This window comes from Streptomyces sp. NPDC041135, from assembly GCF_055592085.1.
Map to the genome: position 1 here is coordinate 175,384 of NZ_JBVIYZ010000006.1, position 19,213 is coordinate 194,596.

Annotated in this window: 19 protein-coding genes and 1 tRNA gene; 10 read left to right on the top strand and 10 right to left on the bottom strand. The window is 73.4% G+C overall.

Annotation, left to right across the window (positions count from 1 at the left end; translation table 11 throughout):
- Positions 1–19 precede the first annotated feature (19 nt).
- Positions 20–640 carry a MerR family transcriptional regulator gene (locus ACZ6CZ_RS16535; RefSeq protein WP_469021624.1) on the top strand — a complete coding sequence of 207 codons (621 nt, stop codon included), beginning with the start codon at positions 20–22 and terminating at the stop codon, positions 638–640.
- A 35-nt stretch (positions 641–675) separates the two neighbouring features.
- On the opposite strand, the gene ACZ6CZ_RS16540 is transcribed toward ACZ6CZ_RS16535, so the two are convergent.
- Positions 676–1,482, bottom strand: a complete 807-nt coding sequence (locus ACZ6CZ_RS16540; protein WP_469020925.1) for an exodeoxyribonuclease III — start codon at positions 1,480–1,482, stop codon at positions 676–678.
- A 91-nt stretch (positions 1,483–1,573) separates the two neighbouring features.
- Here ACZ6CZ_RS16540 and ACZ6CZ_RS16545 point away from each other — a divergent pair, with 91 nt between their 5' ends.
- On the top strand, positions 1,574–2,050 hold the full coding sequence (locus tag ACZ6CZ_RS16545) for a GNAT family N-acetyltransferase (protein WP_469020927.1): 477 nt from the start codon (positions 1,574–1,576) through the stop codon (positions 2,048–2,050).
- Positions 2,051–2,113: 63 nt separating this feature from the next.
- Here ACZ6CZ_RS16545 and ACZ6CZ_RS16550 read toward each other — a convergent pair.
- From ACZ6CZ_RS16550 to galU, 7 genes are all read right to left on the bottom strand, one after another.
- A tRNA-Ala gene (locus ACZ6CZ_RS16550) sits at positions 2,114–2,187 on the bottom strand.
- 87 nt (positions 2,188–2,274) lie between these two features.
- The gene (gene sepX, locus ACZ6CZ_RS16555; protein WP_469020929.1) at positions 2,275–3,528 is read right to left on the bottom strand and encodes a divisome protein SepX/GlpR; all 1,254 of its coding nucleotides are present in this window, start codon (positions 3,526–3,528) and stop codon (positions 2,275–2,277) included.
- Positions 3,529–3,775: 247 nt separating this feature from the next.
- Positions 3,776–4,384, bottom strand: a complete 609-nt coding sequence (locus ACZ6CZ_RS16560) for a GNAT family N-acetyltransferase (RefSeq protein WP_469020932.1) — start codon at positions 4,382–4,384, stop codon at positions 3,776–3,778.
- Positions 4,385–4,404: 20 nt separating this feature from the next.
- Positions 4,405–5,013: a MogA/MoaB family molybdenum cofactor biosynthesis protein gene (locus tag ACZ6CZ_RS16565; RefSeq protein ID WP_469020934.1), complete on the bottom strand. Its 609-nt coding sequence runs from the start codon at positions 5,011–5,013 to the stop codon at positions 4,405–4,407.
- Positions 5,010–5,522 carry a cyclic pyranopterin monophosphate synthase MoaC gene (moaC, locus tag ACZ6CZ_RS16570; protein ID WP_469020937.1) on the bottom strand — a complete coding sequence of 171 codons (513 nt, stop codon included), beginning with the start codon at positions 5,520–5,522 and terminating at the stop codon, positions 5,010–5,012. Before moaC ends, ACZ6CZ_RS16565 begins: the two co-directional genes overlap by 4 nt.
- 113 nt (positions 5,523–5,635) lie before the next feature.
- Positions 5,636–6,958 (bottom strand): molybdotransferase-like divisome protein Glp, encoded by a 1,323-nt coding sequence (gene glp / locus ACZ6CZ_RS16575; protein ID WP_469020939.1) that lies wholly within the window; start codon positions 6,956–6,958, stop codon positions 5,636–5,638.
- A complete protein-coding gene (gene galU, locus ACZ6CZ_RS16580; RefSeq protein ID WP_469020942.1) occupies positions 6,955–7,866 on the bottom strand; it encodes a UTP--glucose-1-phosphate uridylyltransferase GalU in 912 nt (303 codons plus the stop codon). Before galU ends, glp begins: the two co-directional genes overlap by 4 nt.
- A gap of 132 nt (positions 7,867–7,998) precedes the next feature.
- On the opposite strand from galU, the gene ACZ6CZ_RS16585 reads away from it, so the two are divergent.
- Entirely contained in the window at positions 7,999–8,580 is a 582-nt protein-coding gene (locus tag ACZ6CZ_RS16585; protein WP_469021626.1) for a 5-formyltetrahydrofolate cyclo-ligase, read from the top strand.
- 90 nt (positions 8,581–8,670) lie between these two features.
- Here ACZ6CZ_RS16585 and ACZ6CZ_RS16590 read toward each other — a convergent pair whose 3' ends face one another.
- Entirely contained in the window at positions 8,671–11,463 is a 2,793-nt protein-coding gene (locus tag ACZ6CZ_RS16590; protein ID WP_469020945.1) for a penicillin acylase family protein, read from the bottom strand.
- 266 nt (positions 11,464–11,729) lie between these two features.
- Between ACZ6CZ_RS16590 and ACZ6CZ_RS16595 the strand changes: the two genes are divergently transcribed.
- The 6 genes from ACZ6CZ_RS16595 (at position 11,730) to mscL (ending at position 17,664) form a co-directional block, all read left to right on the top strand.
- Positions 11,730–13,235, top strand: a complete 1,506-nt coding sequence (locus tag ACZ6CZ_RS16595; protein WP_469021631.1) for a potassium/proton antiporter — start codon at positions 11,730–11,732, stop codon at positions 13,233–13,235.
- 252 nt (positions 13,236–13,487) lie between these two features.
- Positions 13,488–14,783 (top strand): MFS transporter, encoded by a 1,296-nt coding sequence (locus tag ACZ6CZ_RS16600; protein WP_469020947.1) that lies wholly within the window; start codon positions 13,488–13,490, stop codon positions 14,781–14,783.
- A gap of 67 nt (positions 14,784–14,850) precedes the next feature.
- Positions 14,851–15,183 carry an FmdB family zinc ribbon protein gene (locus tag ACZ6CZ_RS16605; RefSeq protein ID WP_469020948.1) on the top strand — a complete coding sequence of 111 codons (333 nt, stop codon included), beginning with the start codon at positions 14,851–14,853 and terminating at the stop codon, positions 15,181–15,183.
- Between the two features lie 115 nt (positions 15,184–15,298).
- A complete protein-coding gene (locus ACZ6CZ_RS16610) occupies positions 15,299–16,132 on the top strand; it encodes an S-methyl-5'-thioadenosine phosphorylase (protein ID WP_469020951.1) in 834 nt (277 codons plus the stop codon).
- A gap of 332 nt (positions 16,133–16,464) precedes the next feature.
- Positions 16,465–17,046 carry a hypothetical protein gene (locus tag ACZ6CZ_RS16615; protein WP_469021634.1) on the top strand — a complete coding sequence of 194 codons (582 nt, stop codon included), beginning with the start codon at positions 16,465–16,467 and terminating at the stop codon, positions 17,044–17,046.
- A 138-nt stretch (positions 17,047–17,184) separates the two neighbouring features.
- The gene (gene mscL / locus ACZ6CZ_RS16620) at positions 17,185–17,664 is read left to right on the top strand and encodes a large conductance mechanosensitive channel protein MscL (RefSeq protein WP_469020952.1); all 480 of its coding nucleotides are present in this window, start codon (positions 17,185–17,187) and stop codon (positions 17,662–17,664) included.
- A 19-nt stretch (positions 17,665–17,683) separates the two neighbouring features.
- On the opposite strand, the gene ACZ6CZ_RS16625 is transcribed toward mscL, so the two are convergent.
- Positions 17,684–17,860, bottom strand: a complete 177-nt coding sequence (locus ACZ6CZ_RS16625; RefSeq protein WP_469020953.1) for a hypothetical protein — start codon at positions 17,858–17,860, stop codon at positions 17,684–17,686.
- A gap of 175 nt (positions 17,861–18,035) precedes the next feature.
- On the opposite strand from ACZ6CZ_RS16625, the gene ACZ6CZ_RS16630 reads away from it, so the two are divergent.
- On the top strand, positions 18,036–19,082 hold the full coding sequence (locus ACZ6CZ_RS16630; RefSeq protein WP_469020956.1) for a P1 family peptidase: 1,047 nt from the start codon (positions 18,036–18,038) through the stop codon (positions 19,080–19,082).
- Positions 19,083–19,213 lie beyond the last annotated feature (131 nt).

Genomic DNA, 19,213 nt, shown 5'->3' on the forward strand with positions numbered 1-19,213 from the left:
CGCACCGCGCGAGTACCGCATGGAGGAACTGGCCCGGCTCGCCGGCGTCACCGTGCGCACCCTGCGCTTCTACCGCGAGCGCAAGCTCCTGCCGCCACCCCGCCGCGAGGGCCGTATCGCCTGGTACGACGACCACCACCTGGCCCGGCTGCGCACGATATCGGCGCTGCTGGAGCGCGGTCACACGCTCAGCGGGATCGCGGAGCTGGCCGAGGCCTTCGACCACGGCCGGGACGTCGCCGACGTGCTCGGGGTCGGCACCCCGACCGAGGAGGAGCCGGTCCGCCTCACACCCGAGGAACTCGCCGCCCGCTTCGAGGGCGAGGTCACCCCGGAGAACCTCGCCGGCGCCATGGAGCTGGGCTACCTGGGCACCGACGGCGACGAGATCGTCCACATCAGCCGGCGGCTGCTGGACGTCTCCTCCGCGCTGGTCCGCGAGGGCATACCGCTCGCGGAGGTCCTCACGGCCGGCGCCCGCGTCCGCGAGCACGCCGAGGCCCTGGCCGACCTGTTCGCCGAGCTGATCCTGCGCCACGGCCCCGAGGAGGACCTGCACCGCCTGCGCCCGCTGGCCCGCAGCGTGGTGGAGGCGGAACTCTCCCTGGCCCTGGACCGCCGCCTGACCAAACGGGACTGATCACCCGGGGGAGGCCGTCGAGCACCCGCCGCCGGTCACCCGAGGTCGTACACGACGGTCACCGGCGCGTGGTCCGACCAGCGCTCGGCGTGGGTGGCCGCCCGCTCCACGAAGCCCTTGACCGCCCGGCCGGCCAGGCCCGGCGTGGACACGTGGTAGTCGATGCGCCAGCCGGAGTCGTTGTCGAAGGCCCGCCCCCGGTACGACCACCAGGAGTACGGCCCCTCGGCGTCCGGGTGCAGGGCGCGCACGACATCGACGTAACCGCCGTCGGCCGGGTCGAGCACCGCGCCGAGCCACTGCCGCTCCTCGGGCAGGAAGCCGGAGTTCCTGGTGTTGCCGCGCCAGTTCCTCAGGTCGGCCTCGCGGTGGGCGATGTTCCAGTCGCCGCAGACCAGCACCTCGCGCCCGTCGGCCGCGGCGCGCTCGCGCAGCTCCTTGAGGTAGGCGTGGAACTCGCCCATGAAGCGGATCTTCTCGTCCTGCCGCTCGGTGCCGACCTCGCCGGAGGGCAGATAGAGGGAGGCGATCGTCACACCGGGCAGGTCCGCCTCGACGTACCGCCCGCCGCCGTCGAACTCGGCCGAGCCGAACCCGATCCGCACCCGGTCCGGCTCCCGCCGGGTGTACAGGGAGACGCCCGCGCGCCCCTTGGCGGCGGCCGGGGCGTGCACCACATGCCAGCCGGCGGGCTGCCGTACGCCTTCGGGCAGTTGCTGCGGTTCCGCGCGCACCTCCTGGAGGCACAGCACGTCCGCGGAGGTCGCGCCGAGCCACTCCACGAAGCCCTTCTTCGCGGCGGCCCGCAGTCCGTTCACGTTCACCGAGGTCACAGTCAGCACCCGGGCACGATACCGGCACACTGGAGGGTGTCCGTGTCCGCCGACGCCGGCCCACCCAGGGAGGCTCCTGCATGAATGTACGATGCCCAGCATGAATATACGCCGTGTTGCCTTCGACCACCCCGACGCCGTCAAGCTCAACGACGAGGTCCAGGCCGAGTACCACCTGCGCTACGGCGACGGCGGTGACGCCACCGTCCTCGAGGCGGCGGACTTCGACCCGCCCAACGGCATCTTCCTGATCGCCTACGACGCCCTGGACCGGCCCGTGGCCACCGGTGGCTGGCGCAGCCAGGAGGAGAACGGCGAGGGCAACGAGAACGGCGACGCCGAGATCAAGCGCATGTACGTGGTCGAGGCCGCGCGGGGCCAGGGGCTGGCCCGGCGGATCCTGGCGGCGCTGGAGGAGGACGCCCGCGCGGCCGGCCGGCGGCGCATGGTCCTGGAGACCGGCACCAAGCAGCCGGAGGCCGTCGCCCTGTACGCCTCCAGCGGCTACGCGCCCTGCACCAAGTTCGGCTACTACCGGGAGTACCCGGAAAGCCTCTGCTACGCCAAGCCGCTGTAACCGCCCCGCGGCGCACACGATGAAGCCCCTGTCGGCTACTGCCGACAGGGGCTTCATGCTGCGTGGACCTGAGGGGATTTGAACCCCTGGCCCCCTCGATGCGAACGAGGTGCGCTACCGGACTGCGCCACAGGCCCTTGCAACGAGTGAAACTTTAGCATCCCCGTCGGGGTGCTTGGAAATCCGTTCCCAGCCGGTCGGCGCCGCTCGGGGCAGGTGCGTCACTACTCGTTGGCGGCACGCGGACGGTCGCCGTCCTCGTACTGGTCGAACAGGGGCGTACGCCCGCGCTCGCGGGAGCGGCGCGCGGAGACCGCGCGGCGCGCGTCACTGCGGCCGCCCGCCGGCTTGTCGTCGTCGGGCGCCGGTTCCGCCGCCGGCGCCTCCCGCCCGGCCCCGGTCTCGTGCTCCGGCCCGACCGCGCTGGAGCGCGCCGAACTCCAGGCGTCGGGCGCCCCGAGGTCCACGTCGGAGGTGGCCCGCGGCGCGACCGGCGCGGTCACGTACGTCGGCAGCGGCACCGGGACCGGGTCCCAGCTGTCGCCGTGCCCGGGCCGCCGCTGCCCCTCGCGCTGCTGGTCGACCCACTCGGCGTGATCGGTCTGCTCGACGAGGGCGCGCCGGTCGGCGGCGAGCGCGGACATCCCGGGGTCGGTCCGGCTCTCCGCTCCCTCGTCCGCGTCGTCGGCGCCGGGACCCGCGCCCTGGGGCGCACGCCGGCGCGGCTGACGCTCCCGCAGGCGCTGCGCCGCGACCTCCGCGCGGCGGCGGTCCATCTGGTAGGCGAAGCGCCGGCGCTCCTGCACGCGCAGGTGGGCGATGTACCCGCTGAGCAGGACGGCGGGCGCGGCGGGGGCCCAGAGGAAGGCGAGCCCCCCGACCGCGGCGACGACGGCGCCGAGCGTGAACGCGAGGAAGAGCACCACCGTGGTGCGCCGCCGCCGGGCGAGCACCTTCGTGCGCTGGGCGCGCGCCGCGGCCGCCTGCGCCGCGGTCGTGCGCTGGGCGCTGGGCACCCGCTTCTGCGCGGGCACGCTGCCCGGGCGGTGCGCGGGCGCGCCTCCCTGGTGCTGGGCCGGCACGGCCGGCGCGTGACGCGCCGGTCCGGGCTGGGACGTGGGGGTCGGGGCGTCCGCCTGGTCGCGCGCCGGTTCGGTACGGACGGGCGCCTCCGGCTCGCTCTCCACCCGGACCTGACGGCGGGTCGGAGGCACGGCGAAGGCCCGGACGTCCACCGAATCGGTGACCGCGTCCGGCTCGCCGGCGTCCGGCTCCCCCTCCTGGGCGGAGCGCGCCCGCAGGTCCTTGGCGTACCGGCGCTCCATCCCCGCCCGTCCGGACAGCAGCCGGATGGCGGTACTGAAGCGTTCCGTCGGACGGGCCTCGTTCAGCTCGTCCTGCCTACGGAGCCACATCGGCACCAAGTAGGCGGCCCAGGCCCCGACAATGACTGCGTAGATCAGGCCGCTGCTGCTCACGCCTCACACGGTAGAGGGGTTTGTGTGAGGCCATCTGCCAATTGAGCCGGTGTGTCGCACGATCTAGCTGATATTTCCAGCTTTTTTTGCGACTGATGCGATCAGCTGACCGCCAGCGGTGGCGAATTCAATGACCTGAGACGGTCAGGGAGCGAACAATTTCGAACATGTATTCAATTACCGGGGCTGGACGGGATTTACGGCCCCGGCACCCGTCCGGGCCCGCCTGCCACCGGCCGGCGCCGCCTCAGGGCGTGTGTGGTGTCCGCCGGGAGCGCGAGCGCCGCCAGCGCGCGAGCAGTCCCTCGGGTACTTCCTCAGCGGTGAGCGCGAAGACCAGGTGGTCGCGCCAGGCGCCGTCGATGTGCAGATAACGCGGCCGCAGCCCCTCCTCGCGGAATCCGAGTTTCTCCACCACCCGGCGGCTGGGCCCGTTCTCGGGGCGAATGCAGACCTCGATGCGGTGCAGGCCGACCGTGCGGAAACAGTGGTCCACCGCCAGCGCCACGGCCGTCGGCATCACTCCGCGCCCGGCCACCGACTCGTCCACCCAGTAGCCGACGTGCCCCGAGCACATCGACCCCCAGGTGATCCCGGCGACGGTCAACTGCCCCACCAGACGGCCCTCGTACTCGATGACGAACGGCAGCATGCGGCCCGAGTTCGCCTCGGACCGCAGGTGCCGGACCATCTGCCGGTAGGTCGGGCGGTGCGCGATCGGGCCGCTGGGGGTGGGCGGCGGGATCGTGGCCTCCCAGGGGCGCAGCCAGTCGCGGTTGCGCTGGTTCACCTCGCGCCAGACCCGCTGGTCGCGCAGCTTTATCGGCCGGAGGACGACATCGCCGTCCGCCAGCACGGCGGGCCAGGACGGGCCGTTCAGCTCGCACCCCCGGAGGGTTCCGCCCGGTCCGCACGGGAGCCGTGGGAGCCGTCGGAGCCAGGTCCTCCGGGCGGCGCCGGCTCCCCGGCGGGGCGGGGGTGGTCGCCGCCGCGGAGCTGGTCGACGGCGTGCGCCAGCAGCGGCTCCAGGACCGCCAGTCCGTCGCGCACCCCACCGGTGGAGCCCGGCAGGTTCACGATCAGCGTGCGGCCCGCCACACCGGCCAGCCCCCGGGAGAGCGCGGCGGTCGGCACCTTCTGCCGGCCGAACGCCCGGATGGCCTCCGGGATGCCCGGCACCTCGTGGTCGACGACCCGGCGGGTCGCCTCGGGCGTGCGGTCGGTGGGCGAGATGCCGGTGCCGCCCGTGGTGACGACGACGTCGTACCCGGCCGCCACGGCCGCTCGCAGGGCGGCCTCGACCGGGTCGCCGTCCGGCACGACCTGCGGCCCCTCGACCACGAAGCCGAAGCCCCGCAGGCCCTCGGCGATCAGCGGACCGCCCCGGTCCTCGTAGACACCCGCGGCGGCCCGGTTGGACGCGGTCACGACCAGCGCGCGGTACGGCGTGCCCGCCGCGTCCGCGGCGGCCGGCCCGGCGCTCACGCCCGGCTCCAGTCGCCCGACTTGCCGCCTGTCTTCTCCTCCACCCGCACGTCCGTGATGACCGCTCCCTTGTCGACCGCCTTGACCATGTCGATCACGGTGAGCGCGGCGACCGCCACCGCCGTGAGCGCCTCCATCTCGACGCCCGTGCGGTCCGTGGTCCGCACGGTGGCCAGGATCTCCACGGCGTCGTCCGCGACCGACAGGTCCAGTTTCACACCCGACACCGACAACGGGTGGCACAGCGGGATCAGGTCCGGGGTGCGCTTGGCACCCATGATGCCCGCGATGCGCGCGGTGGCCAGGGCGTCCCCCTTGGGGACCCCCTCGCCCCGCAGCAGCTCGATCACGCGGGGCGAGACGAGGACCCGGCCGCTGGCGCGGGCGGTGCGCGCGGTCACGGCCTTGTCCGACACGTCGACCATGCGGGCCGCGCCCGCCTCGTCGATGTGCGTCAGTCGGTCGTGCGCGGAAGGTCCGGGGGCGTTCCCCCGGGACGGCTCAGTCATGCTGTGTGGCGCTCCCGGTCCGGGCCCGTCGCGGTGCGGCGCGTGGGCCTGTGTGCGCGACACGGTACCGGCAAGCCGGCGCGCGCACCGGGGCAGGACCCCGCGGGCGCCGGTCAGCCGAGCCGGACGACCTCCACCTCGGCACCGGGCTCGACGGACTCCACGTCCTCGGGCACCACGATCAGCGCGTCGGCACGGGCCAGCGCCGCGATCAGGTGGGAGCCGGCGCCGCCCACGGGGGTCACCGTGCCGTCGGCGTACGTGCCGCGCAGGAACTGTCTGCGGCCCTTGGGCGAGGAGAGCGGGCCGTCCGCCGCCAGGGTCGCCGTCGTGCGGGGCCGGTGGATGTCCGCCAAACCCATCAGCGCGCGGATCGCGGGCCGCACGAACAGCTCGAAGGAGACGTACGACGACACCGGGTTGCCGGGCAGGGCCAGCAGCGGCGTGTGGTCGGGGCCGACGGAGCCGAAGCCCTGCGGCTTGCCGGGCTGCATGGCGAGCTTGCGGAAGTCCACCCCGCCGCCGGGCTCGTCCTCGTCGCCGACGTGGGCCAGCGCCTCCTTGACGACGTCGTAGGCGCCGACGCTCACGCCGCCCGTGGTGACCAGCAGGTCGGCCCGGATGAGCTGGTCCTCGATGGTGGTCCGCAGCGTCTCGGCGTCGTCGGCGACGGCGCCCACCCGGTAGGCGATGGCGCCCGCGTCCCGGGCGGCCGCGGTGAGGGCGAAGCTGTTGGAGTCGTAGATCTGGCCGCCGCCCAGGCTCTCGCCGGGCTGGACGAGTTCGCTTCCCGTCGACAGCACGACCACGCGCGGGCGCGGGCGCACGCGCACGCTGCCGCGGCCGACGGCGGCGAGCAGCGCGAGCTGCGGCGGCCCGAGGACGGTGCCGGCCTCCAGGGCGCGCTCCCCCGCCCGTACGTCGCTGCCCTGGGACCGCACGTGCGCGCGTGCCTCGGCCGGCCGGTGCACGCGCACCTGGCCCTCGGCGCCCTCGGGAGCCAGGCTGCGCGCCCGCATCCCGTGGGCCGGGCCCCCGCCGAGCCCGCCGTCGGTCCACTCCACGGGGACCACGGCCTCGGCGCCGGCCGGCAGCGGGGCGCCGGTCATGATGCGGGCGGCCTGGCCGGGACCGACGTGGAGTCCGCCGGCCGAGCCCGCGGCGACGTCCCCGACGACCTCCAGGGCGGCCGGGAACTCCTCGCTCGCCCCGGCCACGTCCGCGACCCGCACCGCGTACCCGTCCATCGAGCTGTTGTCGAAGGGCGGCAGGGAGACCGGCACCATGACGTCCTCGACCAGGACGCAGCCCTGGGCGTCGAGCAGTTGCAGCTCGATGGGCTCCAGGGGGCGGACGGTGCTGAGGATGTCCTCCAGGTGCTCGTCCACCGACCACAGGCGGTCGGGGCCGTCGGGGCGGGGCGCGGCGCTGCTCAACGTTGCTGCATCTCCTCGGCTACGTAACTGCGGAGCCAGGTCCGGAAGTCCGGGCCCAGGTCCTCACGTTCGCATGCGAGTCTGACAATGGCACGCAGGTAGTCGCCGCGGTCGCCGGTGTCATAGCGGCGGCCGGTGAAGACGACGCCGTGCACGGGGCCGCCGACCTTCTCGTCCTGGGCGAGCTGCTGGAGCGCGTCGGTGAGCTGGATCTCGCCGCCGCGGCCCGGCTCGGTCTGCCGCAGTATGCCGAAGACGTGCGGGTCGAGGACGTAGCGGCCGATGATCGCGTAGTGCGACGGGGCGTCCGCCGGGTCGGGCTTCTCGACCAGGCCGGTCACCTTCACCACGTCGCCGTCGTCGGTGGTCTCCACGTCGGCGCAGCCGTAGAGGTGGATCTGCTCGGGCGCGACCTCCATGAGGGCGACGACGCTGCCGCCGTGCTGCTCCTGGACCTCGATCATGCGCTGGAGCAGCGGGTCGCGCGGGTCGATCAGGTCGTCGCCGAGCAGTACGGCGAAGGGCTCGTCGCCGACGTGCGGGGCGGCGCACAGCACGGCGTGGCCGAGGCCCCGGGGGTCGCCCTGGCGCACGTAGTGCATGGTGGCCAGGTCGCTGGACTCCTGCACCTTGGCCAGGCGGCCGGCGTCGCCCTTCTTCTGCAGCGCCGACTCCAGCTCGTAGTTGCGGTCGAAGTGGTCCTCGAGCGGGCGCTTGTTGCGCCCGGTGATCATGAGGACGTCATCGAGCCCCGCCGACACGGCCTCCTCGACCACGTACTGGATCGCCGGCTTGTCGACGACCGGCAGCATCTCCTTGGGAGTGGCCTTGGTGGCCGGCAGGAACCGGGTGCCGAGGCCTGCTGCGGGGATGACAGCCTTGCTGATCCTGGGGTGCGACTGAGTCATGCCGCAACCTTATCCGGTGCCTTTGTGGGAATTCTGTGGCTCCCGCTTCAATGGCCCGTATATGAGCGCATTGAGAAGGGTGCGAAGAGAACCGTGGAACACGTCGGACGCCCGGGTGAGCCTGGCAAGCGAATGTTGCGGCGGGAGTTCAGCGCGGTGAGGAACAGGTTGACGGCGCGTGACGTCGAGGTGGCCGGCGCCGCGCTGGCCGGGTGCGCGCTGCAACTGCCCGAACTGGCGGACGCGCGCACGGTGGCGGCGTACGTCTCCGTCGGCGCCGAACCGGGCACCTCCGCACTGCTTCAGGCGCTGCGCGCGCGGGGGGTGCGCGTGCTGCTGCCCGTCCTGCTGCCCGACAACGACCTGGACTGGGGCGTCTACGACGGGCCGGCGTCCCTCGCGCGCGTGGAACACGGCGGCCGGATGGCGCTGTTGGAGCCGTCCGGCGAACGCCTCGGCCCGGACGCGGTGCTGGCGGCCGACGTCGTCCTGCTGCCCGGTCTCGCGGTGGACGCGCGCGGGATGCGGCTGGGGCGCGGCGGCGGCTCCTACGACCGCGTGCTGGCGCGCCTGGAGCGCGCGGGGGCGTCCCCGGCGCTGGTGGTGCTGCTGTACGACGCGGAGGTCGTGGAGCGGGTCCCGGCCCAGGCGCACGACCGGCCGGTGCGGGCGGTGGTGACGCCCTCGGGGGTGCGCCGCTTCCCCCGCGCCTGAGCCGCCCCGCCCCGCGCGCGGACGCGACGCGGCCCCCCACGCGCGCGTGGGGGGCCGGTTCAGCGGCTCGCCGGGGGTGCGGTCACCGGCTCACGGCCTGAGCACCAGGGTGTCGCTGGTGCTCTTGCCGACGGCGTCCTCGGAGAACGACCAGGGCAGCAGTTCGCCCTTGACCCACTTCGCGGTCTGGTCGGTGTAGTGGGCGCTGTAGGCGTGTCCCGAGGCCCCGGTGAGGTTGATCCACTTCGACTTGTCGAGGTCGGCGAGATTGACGACCATCCGCATCGACGGCACCCAGATCACGCCGTACCCGCCGGCGGCGTTCCAGCCGGTGGCGTCGACGGCCGCCTCGCCGCCGCCGAGCTTCCAGGGGCCGCGGTTGAGGACGTACTGCAGCAGGCCGGGGCCCGCCGTGCCCAGGGTCTGGTTCTTCAGGAACAGCCGGTGCAGCCGGCCCCAGCTCCAGGTGTCGATGTCCTTGCCCAGCTTGGAGGTCAGCTCCCAGCGGGCGTCGATCAGGGCGCGGGCGAACAGCTCGTCGCGGTTGTCGGCCTTCGGGCGGGTGCCCGCGGCCGGCGTCTTCCACCAGTCGCTGTCCGGCTTGTCCATCAGCGTGCGGACCACCTCGAACCAGCGGTCGCCGCCGTCCGGCTGGGCCTGGTCGGCGGCGCGCTCGCCGCACTCGCGCACCTTGGCGTCGTCGTCCACCGGGCCGGTGGAGTCGATCTTGTCCACCCACAGGCACTGGCCCTTGACCCGCAGCTCCTTGGGCAGCTTGTTGCCGAAGGCGAGCTTGACGATGTTGCGCCAGACGGCGTTGAAGTAGGCGGCCGCGGCGGAGTCGGCGTCCTGGGTGTAGTCCCAGCCCTCCAGGAGCTTCTGCGCCTGCCGCACGTTCGGGTCGTCGAGGTCGATCTTCAGCAGCTTGGGCACGAGCAGCCTGGCGATCTCGCTGCTGCTGTCCGTCTGCATCTGGCGCATGTCGTCGGTGGAGACCTTGCCGCCGCCCTTGATCTTGGACTCGATCAGGTCGGTGATGCGCTGGCTGCGGGTGCCGTAGCCCCAGTCGGTGGTGAGCGTGTAGGGGTAGTCGTGCTTGCCGACCACCGCCTGGTTGGCGGTGACGATGTAGCCGCGCTTCGGGTTCAGCTCGTAGGGCAGCTGGTCCTGCTTGAGGTAACCGGTCCAGCGGTACTGCGAGTCCCAGCCCGGCGCCGGGATGGAGCCGCTGTCGGCCGACGTGCGGGCGGGGATCCTGCCCGGCAGGGTGTAGCCGATGTTGTTCTTGGTGTCGGCGTAGATCAGGTTCTGCGACGGCACGTCGAACAGTGAGGCCGCCTGCCGGAACCCGTTCCAGTCGGTCGCCCTGTCGAGGGCGAAGACGGCGTCCATGGAGGTGCCCGGCTGCAGGGCGGTCCACTTCAGGGCGATGCCGTAGCCGTCGCCCCGGTCGGGCGCCGCGGTGTCGACGGTGGCCTTCCTGCCGACCTTCACGAGGTCGTCGTCACGGTCGGACAGCAGGGGCATCCCGTCGTCGGTCTGCCGTACGACGATCTTCTTCGCCTTGCCGCCGGCGACCTCGATGGTCTCCTCACGGGTGGTGAAGGGCCTGACCTTGCCGTCGTAGAGGTAGCCGCTGCCGCTGAGCTTCTCCAGGTAGAGGTCGGTGACGTCGACGCCGGAGTTGGTCATGCCCCACGCGATGTCCGCGTTGTGGCCGATGATCACACCTGGCATGCCGGCGAAGGTGTAGCCGGTGACGTCGTACGGACACGCGCGCGAGACCGAGCGGCAGTGCAGGCCCATCTGGTACCAGACGGACGGCAGCGACGCGGACAGGTGCGGGTCGTTGGCCAGCAGGGGCTTGCCGGTGATGGTGTACTTCCCGCCGACGACCCACGAGTTGGAGCCTATGCCCTGGCCGTTCACGCCGACGGCCTGGGGGACGTCGTCGAGGACGTCGTAGAGGCCCCCCAGCTGGCTCGTGAGGGCCGATCCGGTGGTCCCCGAGGTGCCGGAGCCGGAGGTTCCCGTCGTGCCCTGCGAGCCCGTGCCCTGGGAGCCGGTGGTGCCCTGGGAGCCGCTCGCGGCGCCGCTCTGCTGGAAGGACGCGGTCAGCTCGTCGTACTGGCCCTCCTGCACGATCGCCTTGTGCCGGCCGTAGGGGTACTCCGGGTAGAGGTCCTTGATCTGCTGCGGGCCGAGCCTGCTGGTCATCAGGGCGCGGTCGATCTCGTCCTGCATGTTGCCGCGCAGGTCCCACGCCATCGCCTTCAGCCAGGAGACCGAGTCGACGGGGGTCCAGCGCGCGGGCCTGTAGTCGTTGGTGAAGCCCAGCGCCGCGTACTCCAGGGAGATGTCCTTGCCGTCCTTGCCCTGGAGGTAGGCGTTGACTCCCTTGGCGTACGCCTGGAGGTACTTCTTCGTGGAGGCCGACAGCTCGGTGTCGTACTCCTTCTTCGCCACCCGGTCCCAGCCCAGGGTGCGCAGGAACTCGTCGTTCTCGACCTGCCCCTTGCCGAACATCTCCGACAGCCGGCCGGAGGTCATGTGGCGGCGCACGTCCATCTCGTAGAACCGGTCCTGCGCCTGGACGAAGCCCTGGGCCATGAACAGGTCCTGGTCGGAGGACGCGTAGATCTGCGGGATGCCGTAGCCGTCCCGCTTCACGTCGACGGGACCGGCGAGCCCCTGGAGCGTGATCGAGCCCTTGGTCTGCGGGAAGGACGCGCGGACGGTGCTGATCGACCAGTACGCCCCGTAGGCGACGCCTCCGATGATGGCCAGGACCAGCACCAGCACGATCAGTCGGGCTTTGCGCCCCTTCTTCCTGCCGGGCTTGCCGGGCTCTGCACCCGTGGGGGCGGTGGTGTTGGGGGGCATCGCTGTCCTTGCTGTCCTAACGCGAGCGGCAGGTCGGGCTGTGACTTTGAATGAGCGCTGGAGCAACCATAGGCGCAGGGCCCCACGCCACTTGACGCGGAGTGGGCAACGAGCGCGCACGGGCGTTCGATCTTGCCCCGGCGAACGTCAAGAAAGCGTCAAGAGTTAGGTAAGGTAACGAAGTAACGGGCCGTGGCGTACCGCGGCCCCGGTCCCGCTCAGGAGAACCTCGTGCCCGCCGCGCGAGCCGCTGAAGGGAAGCGCCGCTGACTGTCCACCACCTCGACCAGCTCCTGCTCGCCTGCTCCCTCGTCCTGCTCGTCGCCGTCGCGGCGGTCCGGATCTCCTCCCGCAGCGGGCTCCCCAGCCTGCTCGTGTACCTGGCGATCGGCATGCTCATGGGCCAGGACGGCATCGGCGACGTCCACTTCGACAACGCCGAGCTGACCCAGGTCATCGGGTACGCGGCACTGGTCGTGATCCTGGCCGAGGGCGGCCTGGGCACGAAGTGGTCGGAGGTCAGACCCGTCCTGCCGGCCGCCTCCGTGCTGGCGCTGGGCGGCGTCGCGGTCAGCGTGGGCGTCACGGCGGCGGGCGCGCACTACCTGGTGGGGCTGGAGTGGCGGCAGGCGCTCATCGTCGGGGCGGTGGTCTCCTCCACGGACGCGGCCGCGGTGTTCTCGGTCCTGCGCAGGATCCCCCTCCCCGCGCGCGTGACGGGCACCCTGGAGGCGGAGTCCGGCTTCAACGACGCCCCGGTGGTCATCCTGGTCGTCGCCTTCTCCACGGCCGGCCCGGTCGAGCACTGGTACGTGCTGCTGGCCGAGATAGCCGCGGAGCTGGCCATCGGCGCGGCCCTGGGCCTGGCGGTGGGCTGGATCGGGGCCTGGGGCCTGCGGCACGTGGCCCTGCCCGCCTCCGGCCTCTACCCCATCGCCGTGATGGCCATCGCGGTCGCCGCCTACGCCGCCGGCGCCCTGGCGCACGGCAGCGGCTTCCTCGCCGTCTACCTTGCGGCGATGATGCTCGGCAACGCCAGGCTGCCGCACTGGCCCGCCACGCGCGGGTTCGCCGACGGGCTGGGCTGGATCGCCCAGATCGGCATGTTCGTCCTGCTCGGCCTGCTGGTCACCCCGCACGAACTCGGTGACGACGTCTGGCCGGCCCTGGTCATCGGGATGGTGCTGACCATGGTGGCCCGCCCGCTGAGCGTGGTGCTCAGCCTGGCGCCCTTCCGGGTGCCGCGGCAGGAGCAGGCGCTGATGTCCTGGGCCGGGCTGCGCGGCGCCGTGCCCATCATCCTGGCGACCATCCCCATGGTGAACGGCGTCGGGGGCAGCCGCCGCATCTTCAACATCGTCTTCGTCCTGGTCGTCGTCTACACCCTCGTCCAGGGGCCGACCCTGCCCTGGCTGGCCCGGGCCCTGCGGCTGGGCGAACAGGGCGAGGCGTCCGACCTTGGCATCGAGTCGGCGCCCCTGGAGCGGCTGCGCGGGCACCTGCTGTCCGTCTCCATCGCCGAGGGCTCGCGGATGCACGGCGTGGAGGTGCACGAGCTGCGGCTGCCGGCCGGGGCCGCGGTCACCCTCGTCGTACGGGAGGGCACGTCGTTCGTTCCGCTGCCCGCCACGGTGCTGCGGCACGGCGACGAGCTTCTGGTGGTCGCCACCGACCCGGTCCGCGACGCCGCGGAACGGCGGCTGCGCGCGGTCAGCCGCGGCGGCAAGCTGGCGGGCTGGCTCGGCACGAACGGGACGGACGGGCGGCGCTGAGGTCAATGCCAGGCGAACACGGCGAACGGTGCGCGTTTTCACAGGCACCCGGTGCTTGATCCCTGTAGGATGAAGGCACACCAGATTCGAACCAACTCTGCCTGACGCAGAGCTGGCGCGACCGTATGGCGGCCGGGACGCTCCCCTCAGTGGGCGCCGGTATCTACCGCAGTTCCGCGCAAGAGGACAGCTCTCGGCGTTCCCTGCCCCCACCCCGGGGCCGCGCTACCAGGCGGCAGAAAGGCACGGGCCGTGGCATCCACGGTCACCACCGAGCCCGCGGCGAACGAGGCGGCACCGTCCCGCCCGGGCTACGGACAGCTGCTGCGCACCCGCGGCGCCTGGACGTTCCTGCTCCCCGGCTTCGCGGCACGCCAGCCGTTCGCGATGCTCACCATCTCCATCGTGCTGCTGGTCCAGCACACCACCGGCTCCTACGGCGCGGCCGGCGCCGCCGCGGCCGCCACCGGCGTCTCCATGGCGCTGTTCGCCCCCTACAGCGGCCGCCTCGCCGACCGCTACGGGCAGCGCGCGGTGCTGATCCCCGGCATCCTCGTGCACACGTCGTCGGGGATCGCCCTGACGGCCCTGGCGCTGGCGCACGCCCCGCTGTGGGCCCTGTTCCTGGCCGCCGTGCCGACCGGCGCCTCGGTGCCGCAGATCGGCCCCATGGTGCGCTCGCGCTGGGGCGTGAAGCTCCAGGGCTCGCCCCTGATGACCACCGCCGCCGCCTTCGAGTCGGTCACCGACGAGCTGACCTTCGTCTTCGGTCCGCTGCTGGCGACCGCCCTGTGCACCACCGTGGCCCCGGCCGCGGGCCTGGTCACCGAGGCCGCGCTGACGCTGGTCGGCGGTCTGCTGTTCGCCGCGCAGAAGGGCACCCAGCCCCGGGTGACCGGCGGCAGCGGCCACGCGCGCGTGCGGCACGCCTCCGCCCTGCGCGTCCCCGGCGTCCGGGTGCTCGTCGTCGCCTTCCTCGGCATCGGGTCCGTCTTCGGCGGCATGCAGGTCTCCCTGGCCGCGTTCACCGAGTCGATCGGCGAGCCGGGCCTGAACGGCGTCCTCTACGGCACCTTCGCCGCCGGCAACATGCTCTCCGGCATCGTCTGCGGCGCCGTCGCCTGGAAGGCCGCCCCGCAGCGGCGCCTGGTCCTCGGCTACGCCGCGCTCGCCCTGACCGCGTCCGCGCTGTGGACGGCCCACTCGGTGCTCCTCCTCGCCGGGCTCGGCCTGCTGGTCGGCATGTGCATCGCCCCCGCCCTGATCACCGGCTACACCCTGGTCGAGGACCTGGTCCCGGCCGGCGCCCGCACCGAGGCCTTCACCTGGCTGACCGGCGCCGTCGCCCTCGGCCAGGCGGCCGCGGTGACCGTGGCCGGGCAGCTGGAGGACCGCCTGTGGACGGGTGCCGGATTCCTGGTGCCGATGGCGGGCACCGTCCTCGCCCTGGTGACCCTGGCGGGCCTGCGTTCCCTGCTGGCCGCCCGTCCCCGCACCCGTACGGTGGCACGTGGCGTCGGTCACCGCTTGCCGGTCACGGTGGACTGAACCCCGGGAATGCGTCAGTATGGACCGTCGTTAGCACTCAATGAGTGAGAGTGCCAGGAGGAAGACAGTGCCGACCTACCAGTACCAGTGCACCGAGTGCGGCGAGGGCCTCGAGGCGGTGCAGAAGTTCACCGACGACGCTCTGACCGAGTGCCCGAACTGCAACGGACGCCTCAAGAAGGTGTTCTCCGCGGTCGGCATCGTCTTCAAGGGCTCCGGCTTCTACCGCAACGACAGCCGCGGCTCGTCGTCGAGCAGCAGCCCGGCCTCGAAGCCGTCCGGCTCGTCGGCGTCCGACGCGAAGCCGTCGACGTCCTCGGCCTCGTCGACGTCGTCCTCTTCGTCGTCGTCCGCTTCGACGTCCTCGTCGTCGGGCTCGGCCAGCAGCTCCGCCGCCTGAGGCACCGCCTCGGACACCTCGTTCCGCCCGGCCCGGCCGTCTCCCGACGGCCGGGCCCGCGGCGTGTCCGGACACCGGCTGCCACCGGTTCCGGCGGCCCGTTAGGGTGCTGGGCATGGCGAACGCAGAGATCGGTGTAATCGGCGGCTCGGGCTTCTACTCGTTCCTGGAGGACGTCACCGAGGTCGAGGTGGAGACCCCCTACGGTCCGCCCAGCGACTCCCTCTTCCTCGGCGAGGTCGCCGGCCGCCGCGTCGCCTTCCTGCCCCGGCACGGTCGCGGCCACCACCTGCCGCCCCACCGCATCAACTACCGGGCCAACCTCTGGGCCCTGCGGTCCGTCGGAGTCCGCCAGGTGCTCGCCCCCTGCGCGGTGGGCGGCCTGCGCCCCGAGTACGGACCCGGCACCCTGCTGGTCCCCGACCAGCTGGTGGACCGGACCAAGTCCCGGGCGCAGACCTACTTCGACGGCCTCCCCCTGCCCGACGGCACGGTGCCCCGGGTGGTCCACGTGTCCATGGCCGACCCCTACTGCCCCACCGGGCGGGCCGCCGCGCTGAAGGCGGCGCGCGGACGCGAGTGGGAGCCGGTCGACGGCGGCACGCTCGTCGTGGTGGAGGGGCCGCGCTTCTCGACCCGTGCCGAATCGTTGTGGCACCAGGCGCAGGGCTGGTCCGTCGTCGGCATGACCGGCCACCCCGAGGCGGCGCTCGCCCGGGAACTGGAGCTGTGCTACGCCTCCCTGACCCTGGTGACCGACCTCGACGCGGGTGCCGAGACCGGCGAGGGCGTCTCGCACGAGGAGGTGCTCCAGGTCTTCGCGGCCAACGTGGACCGGCTGCGCGGCGTGCTGTTCGACGCGGTGTCGGCGCTGCCGGAGAACGCGGCCCGCGACTGCCTGTGCACGACCGCGCTCGGCGGCATGGACCCGGGCTTCGCGCTGCCGTAACCGGCGGGGGCGGGATCGGACCGGGCGCCTGCCGTAGCCGGTGACGGAACCGGGACCGGGCGCCTGCCGTGGCGGACGGAGGCCGGGACGGGGCGGGGCGCCTGCCGTAACCGGCGGGAGCGGGGACGGGGCGGGGCGCCTGCCGCAACCGGCGGGAGCGGGGACGGGGCGGGGCGCCTGCCGCAACCGGCGGGAGCGGGGACGGGCGGGATGCGGAATGCCTCGTTCGGGTGGGCGAGTTGTCCACAACCGGCCGGTGGTCCACCGGCTCCGGCGGAGTCCGGCGTGCTGCGCCATCGTGGCAGCACAGCCCGAACTCCTCGCCGCAGGTGGTGATCCCGTTGTCCCGTTCTCGCCCGTTCCCGTCCCCTCCCCCTTCCCTCCCCTCCTCCCGTCCGCCCGGCCCCGACGCCCCGCCCACCTGTGCGGTCCCGCACTTCACGCCGGTGCGGGTGCGCGGCGGGCGGTACCAGGTGCAGCGGCTGGTCCGCCACCGGCGGAGGGCCCTGGCGGCCGGTCTCGCGGTGACCGCGGCCGCCGTCGTGGCCGCGGGGCCGCGCGCCGCGCCGGACCCGCACCGCACCGAGCGCCCGCGCGGCCATCCGGCCGCCGATCCGGTACGGCGCCCAGCCGCGGCGGAGACGGTACGGGCGCCGGTGCGGATCGCCGACCCGGCCACCGTCCGGCTGCTGCGGCCCGGCGACCGGGTCGACGTCATCGCCGCCGAGGACCCGGCGGCGGGCGGCGCGGCCCGGGTGATCGCACGCGGGGCGCGGGTGGCGAGGCTGCCGGAACCGGTGGACGACGCTGCGGCCGCGGGCGGGGCGCTGGTCGTCCTGGTGGTCCCGCGGGACGCGGCGGCCCGGCTGGTCGGCGCCGGCGCGACGGCACGGCTGGCGGTGACGCTGTGCTGAGCCGGCTCGGCCGCTTCCTCCGCGCTCTGCTGTCACGATCCCCGTCCGACCCACCTCGGGCGACGCGGCCCACGCGCCGTGGCGTAGGTTGCCCAGCGTTTTGTGCCCCACCCCGCACGTGCGAGGAGAGTCCCCGAGGTGAGCGTGAAGAAGCAGGTACCGAGCGTCTGGCAGGGTTTCAAGGCCTTCCTGATGCGCGGCAACGTCGTCGATCTGGCAGTCGCGGTGGTCATCGGCGCCGCCTTCACCAACATCGTCAACTCGGTGGTGAGGGGCGTCATCAACCCGCTGGTCGGGGCGATCGGCACGCAGAACCTGGACACCTACAGCTCGTGCCTCAAGGCCCCGTGCAAGGTGGCGGCCGACGGCACGGTCAAGAGCGGCGTGCCGATCCTGTGGGGCACCGTCCTCGGCGCCACGCTCACCTTCGTCATCACGGCGGCGGTGGTGTACTTCCTGATGGTCCTGCCGATGTCGAAGTACCTGGCCCACCAGGAGGCCCGCAGGAAGGCCCGCGAGGGCGCGCAGGAGGTCATCGAGGTGACCGAGCTGGAGGTGCTCAAGGAGATCCGCGACGCCCTGCTCGCCCAGCGCGGCACGGGTCACGACCCGCGCTAGCGCGGGCGCCGCGGGCGGCTCAGAGGTGGTGCGGCGGCTTCTCGTCGAGGAAGCGCCTGAGGTCGGCGGCGCTGTCGCCCTCGGTGCGGTCGCCCCAGCCGCGGTCGGTGTCGTCGGACGACTGCTGGTTCAGCGGGTCGTCGAAGACCAGCGCGGGCTTCGGTTCGCGCGGCTCGGACTCGGGGGCGTCACTCATGCGTCCAGGGTACGGCCCGGGCGCGCGACACCCCCTGCGGCCCGTACGCCCGCTCCTGCTCCCGCCCGTGTGCCCACGCGCCTGGGCGCCCGCGCGCTCACCCGCCCTCGCGCCCGCGCGCCTCGCGGCCGCGAGAGGGCGCACGGGCCGGAGCGGGTGGGACAGACTGGCCGGCATGACTGCTGACGCGCTGACGGACGTCGCCGGGCTGCGGGTGGGGCACGCCACCCACCGGGGGAACGGCCGGCTCACCGGCACCACGGTCGTTCTCGCCCCGGAGGGCGGGGCCGTCGCCGCCGTGGACGTGCGCGGCGGCGGACCCGGCACCAAGGAGACCGACGCCCTCGACCCGCGCAACGTGGTGCGCACGGTGGACGCGGTGGTGCTGTCCGGCGGCAGCGCGTACGGGCTCGACGCGGCGTCCGGGGTGATGGCCTGGCTGGAGGAGCGGGGGCGCGGGGTGCGGGTCGGACCCGACCCGGCCCACGTCGTACCGGTGGTGCCCGCGGCCTGCGTCTTCGACCTGGGCCGGGGCGGCGACTTCCGGGCCCGGCCGGACGCGGCGTCGGGACGCGCGGCCGTCGAGGCGGCCGCGGCGAGCCCGCCGGGTGCCGCGGTGGCCGAGGGCTGCGTGGGCGCCGGGACGGGCGCGACGGCGGGGCTGCTCAAAGGCGGTGTCGGCTCCGCGAGCACCGTGCTCGGATCGGGGGTCACGGTGGGCGCGCTGGTGGTCGCCAACGCCGCCGGGTCGGTGATCGACCCGGAAACGGGTGTGCTGTACGGCGAGTTGTACGGCGAACTGTTCCAGGGGCGCGGGCGGGTGGAGTACCCGGACCGGCGGGTGCACGAGGCCGCCCGGCGCCGCCTGGCCGAGGCGGCCTCGCGGAACGTGCCGCCGCCGCTCAACACCACGCTCGCCGTGGTCGCCACCGACGCGGACCTCACCAAGGCACAGGCGCAGAAGCTGGCCGGCACCGCGCACGACGGCATCGCGCGCGCCGTGCGGCCGGTGCACCTCATGAACGACGGGGACACCGTCTTCGCACTGGCCACCGGCGCCCGCCCGCTCGGCACCGGCCGGCCCCTGGCGCTCAACGACGTGCTCGCGGCCGGTGCGGACATGGTGACGCGGGCGATCGTGCGCGCCGTACGCGCCGCCGACCCGGTGGACGGACCGGGCGGACTGTGGCCGTCGTACGGGGAGTTGTACGGGAGCCGGTGAGCACGGGCACCGGTGCCCGGAGGTGCCGTCCGACCGGCGGTTTCCGACGGCAGGCGGCAGCGCGCGGGAACTCTTCGCGCCACCGCCGCGTTTTCCCGGCGTATGTTTTCCCGGTTCCTGGACATGATGTC

Bases quoted from the DNA above. Each gene is read 5' to 3' on its own strand.
- ACZ6CZ_RS16590 (WP_469020945.1), bottom strand. From the start codon at position 11,463: ATGCCCCCCAACACCACCGCCCCCACGGGTGCAGAGCCCGGCAAGCCC.
- ACZ6CZ_RS16545 (WP_469020927.1), top strand. From the start codon at position 1,574: ATGAATATACGCCGTGTTGCCTTCGACCACCCCGACGCCGTCAAGCTC.
- ACZ6CZ_RS16585 (WP_469021626.1), top strand. From the start codon at position 7,999: ATGTTGCGGCGGGAGTTCAGCGCGGTGAGGAACAGGTTGACGGCGCGT.
- moaC (WP_469020937.1), bottom strand. From the start codon at position 5,522: ATGACTGAGCCGTCCCGGGGGAACGCCCCCGGACCTTCCGCGCACGAC.
- ACZ6CZ_RS16610 (WP_469020951.1), top strand. From the start codon at position 15,299: ATGGCGAACGCAGAGATCGGTGTAATCGGCGGCTCGGGCTTCTACTCG.
- ACZ6CZ_RS16625 (WP_469020953.1), bottom strand. From the start codon at position 17,860: ATGAGTGACGCCCCCGAGTCCGAGCCGCGCGAACCGAAGCCCGCGCTG.
- ACZ6CZ_RS16630 (WP_469020956.1), top strand. From the start codon at position 18,036: ATGACTGCTGACGCGCTGACGGACGTCGCCGGGCTGCGGGTGGGGCAC.
- galU (WP_469020942.1), bottom strand. From the start codon at position 7,866: ATGACTCAGTCGCACCCCAGGATCAGCAAGGCTGTCATCCCCGCAGCA.
- ACZ6CZ_RS16535 (WP_469021624.1), top strand. From the start codon at position 20: ATGGAGGAACTGGCCCGGCTCGCCGGCGTCACCGTGCGCACCCTGCGC.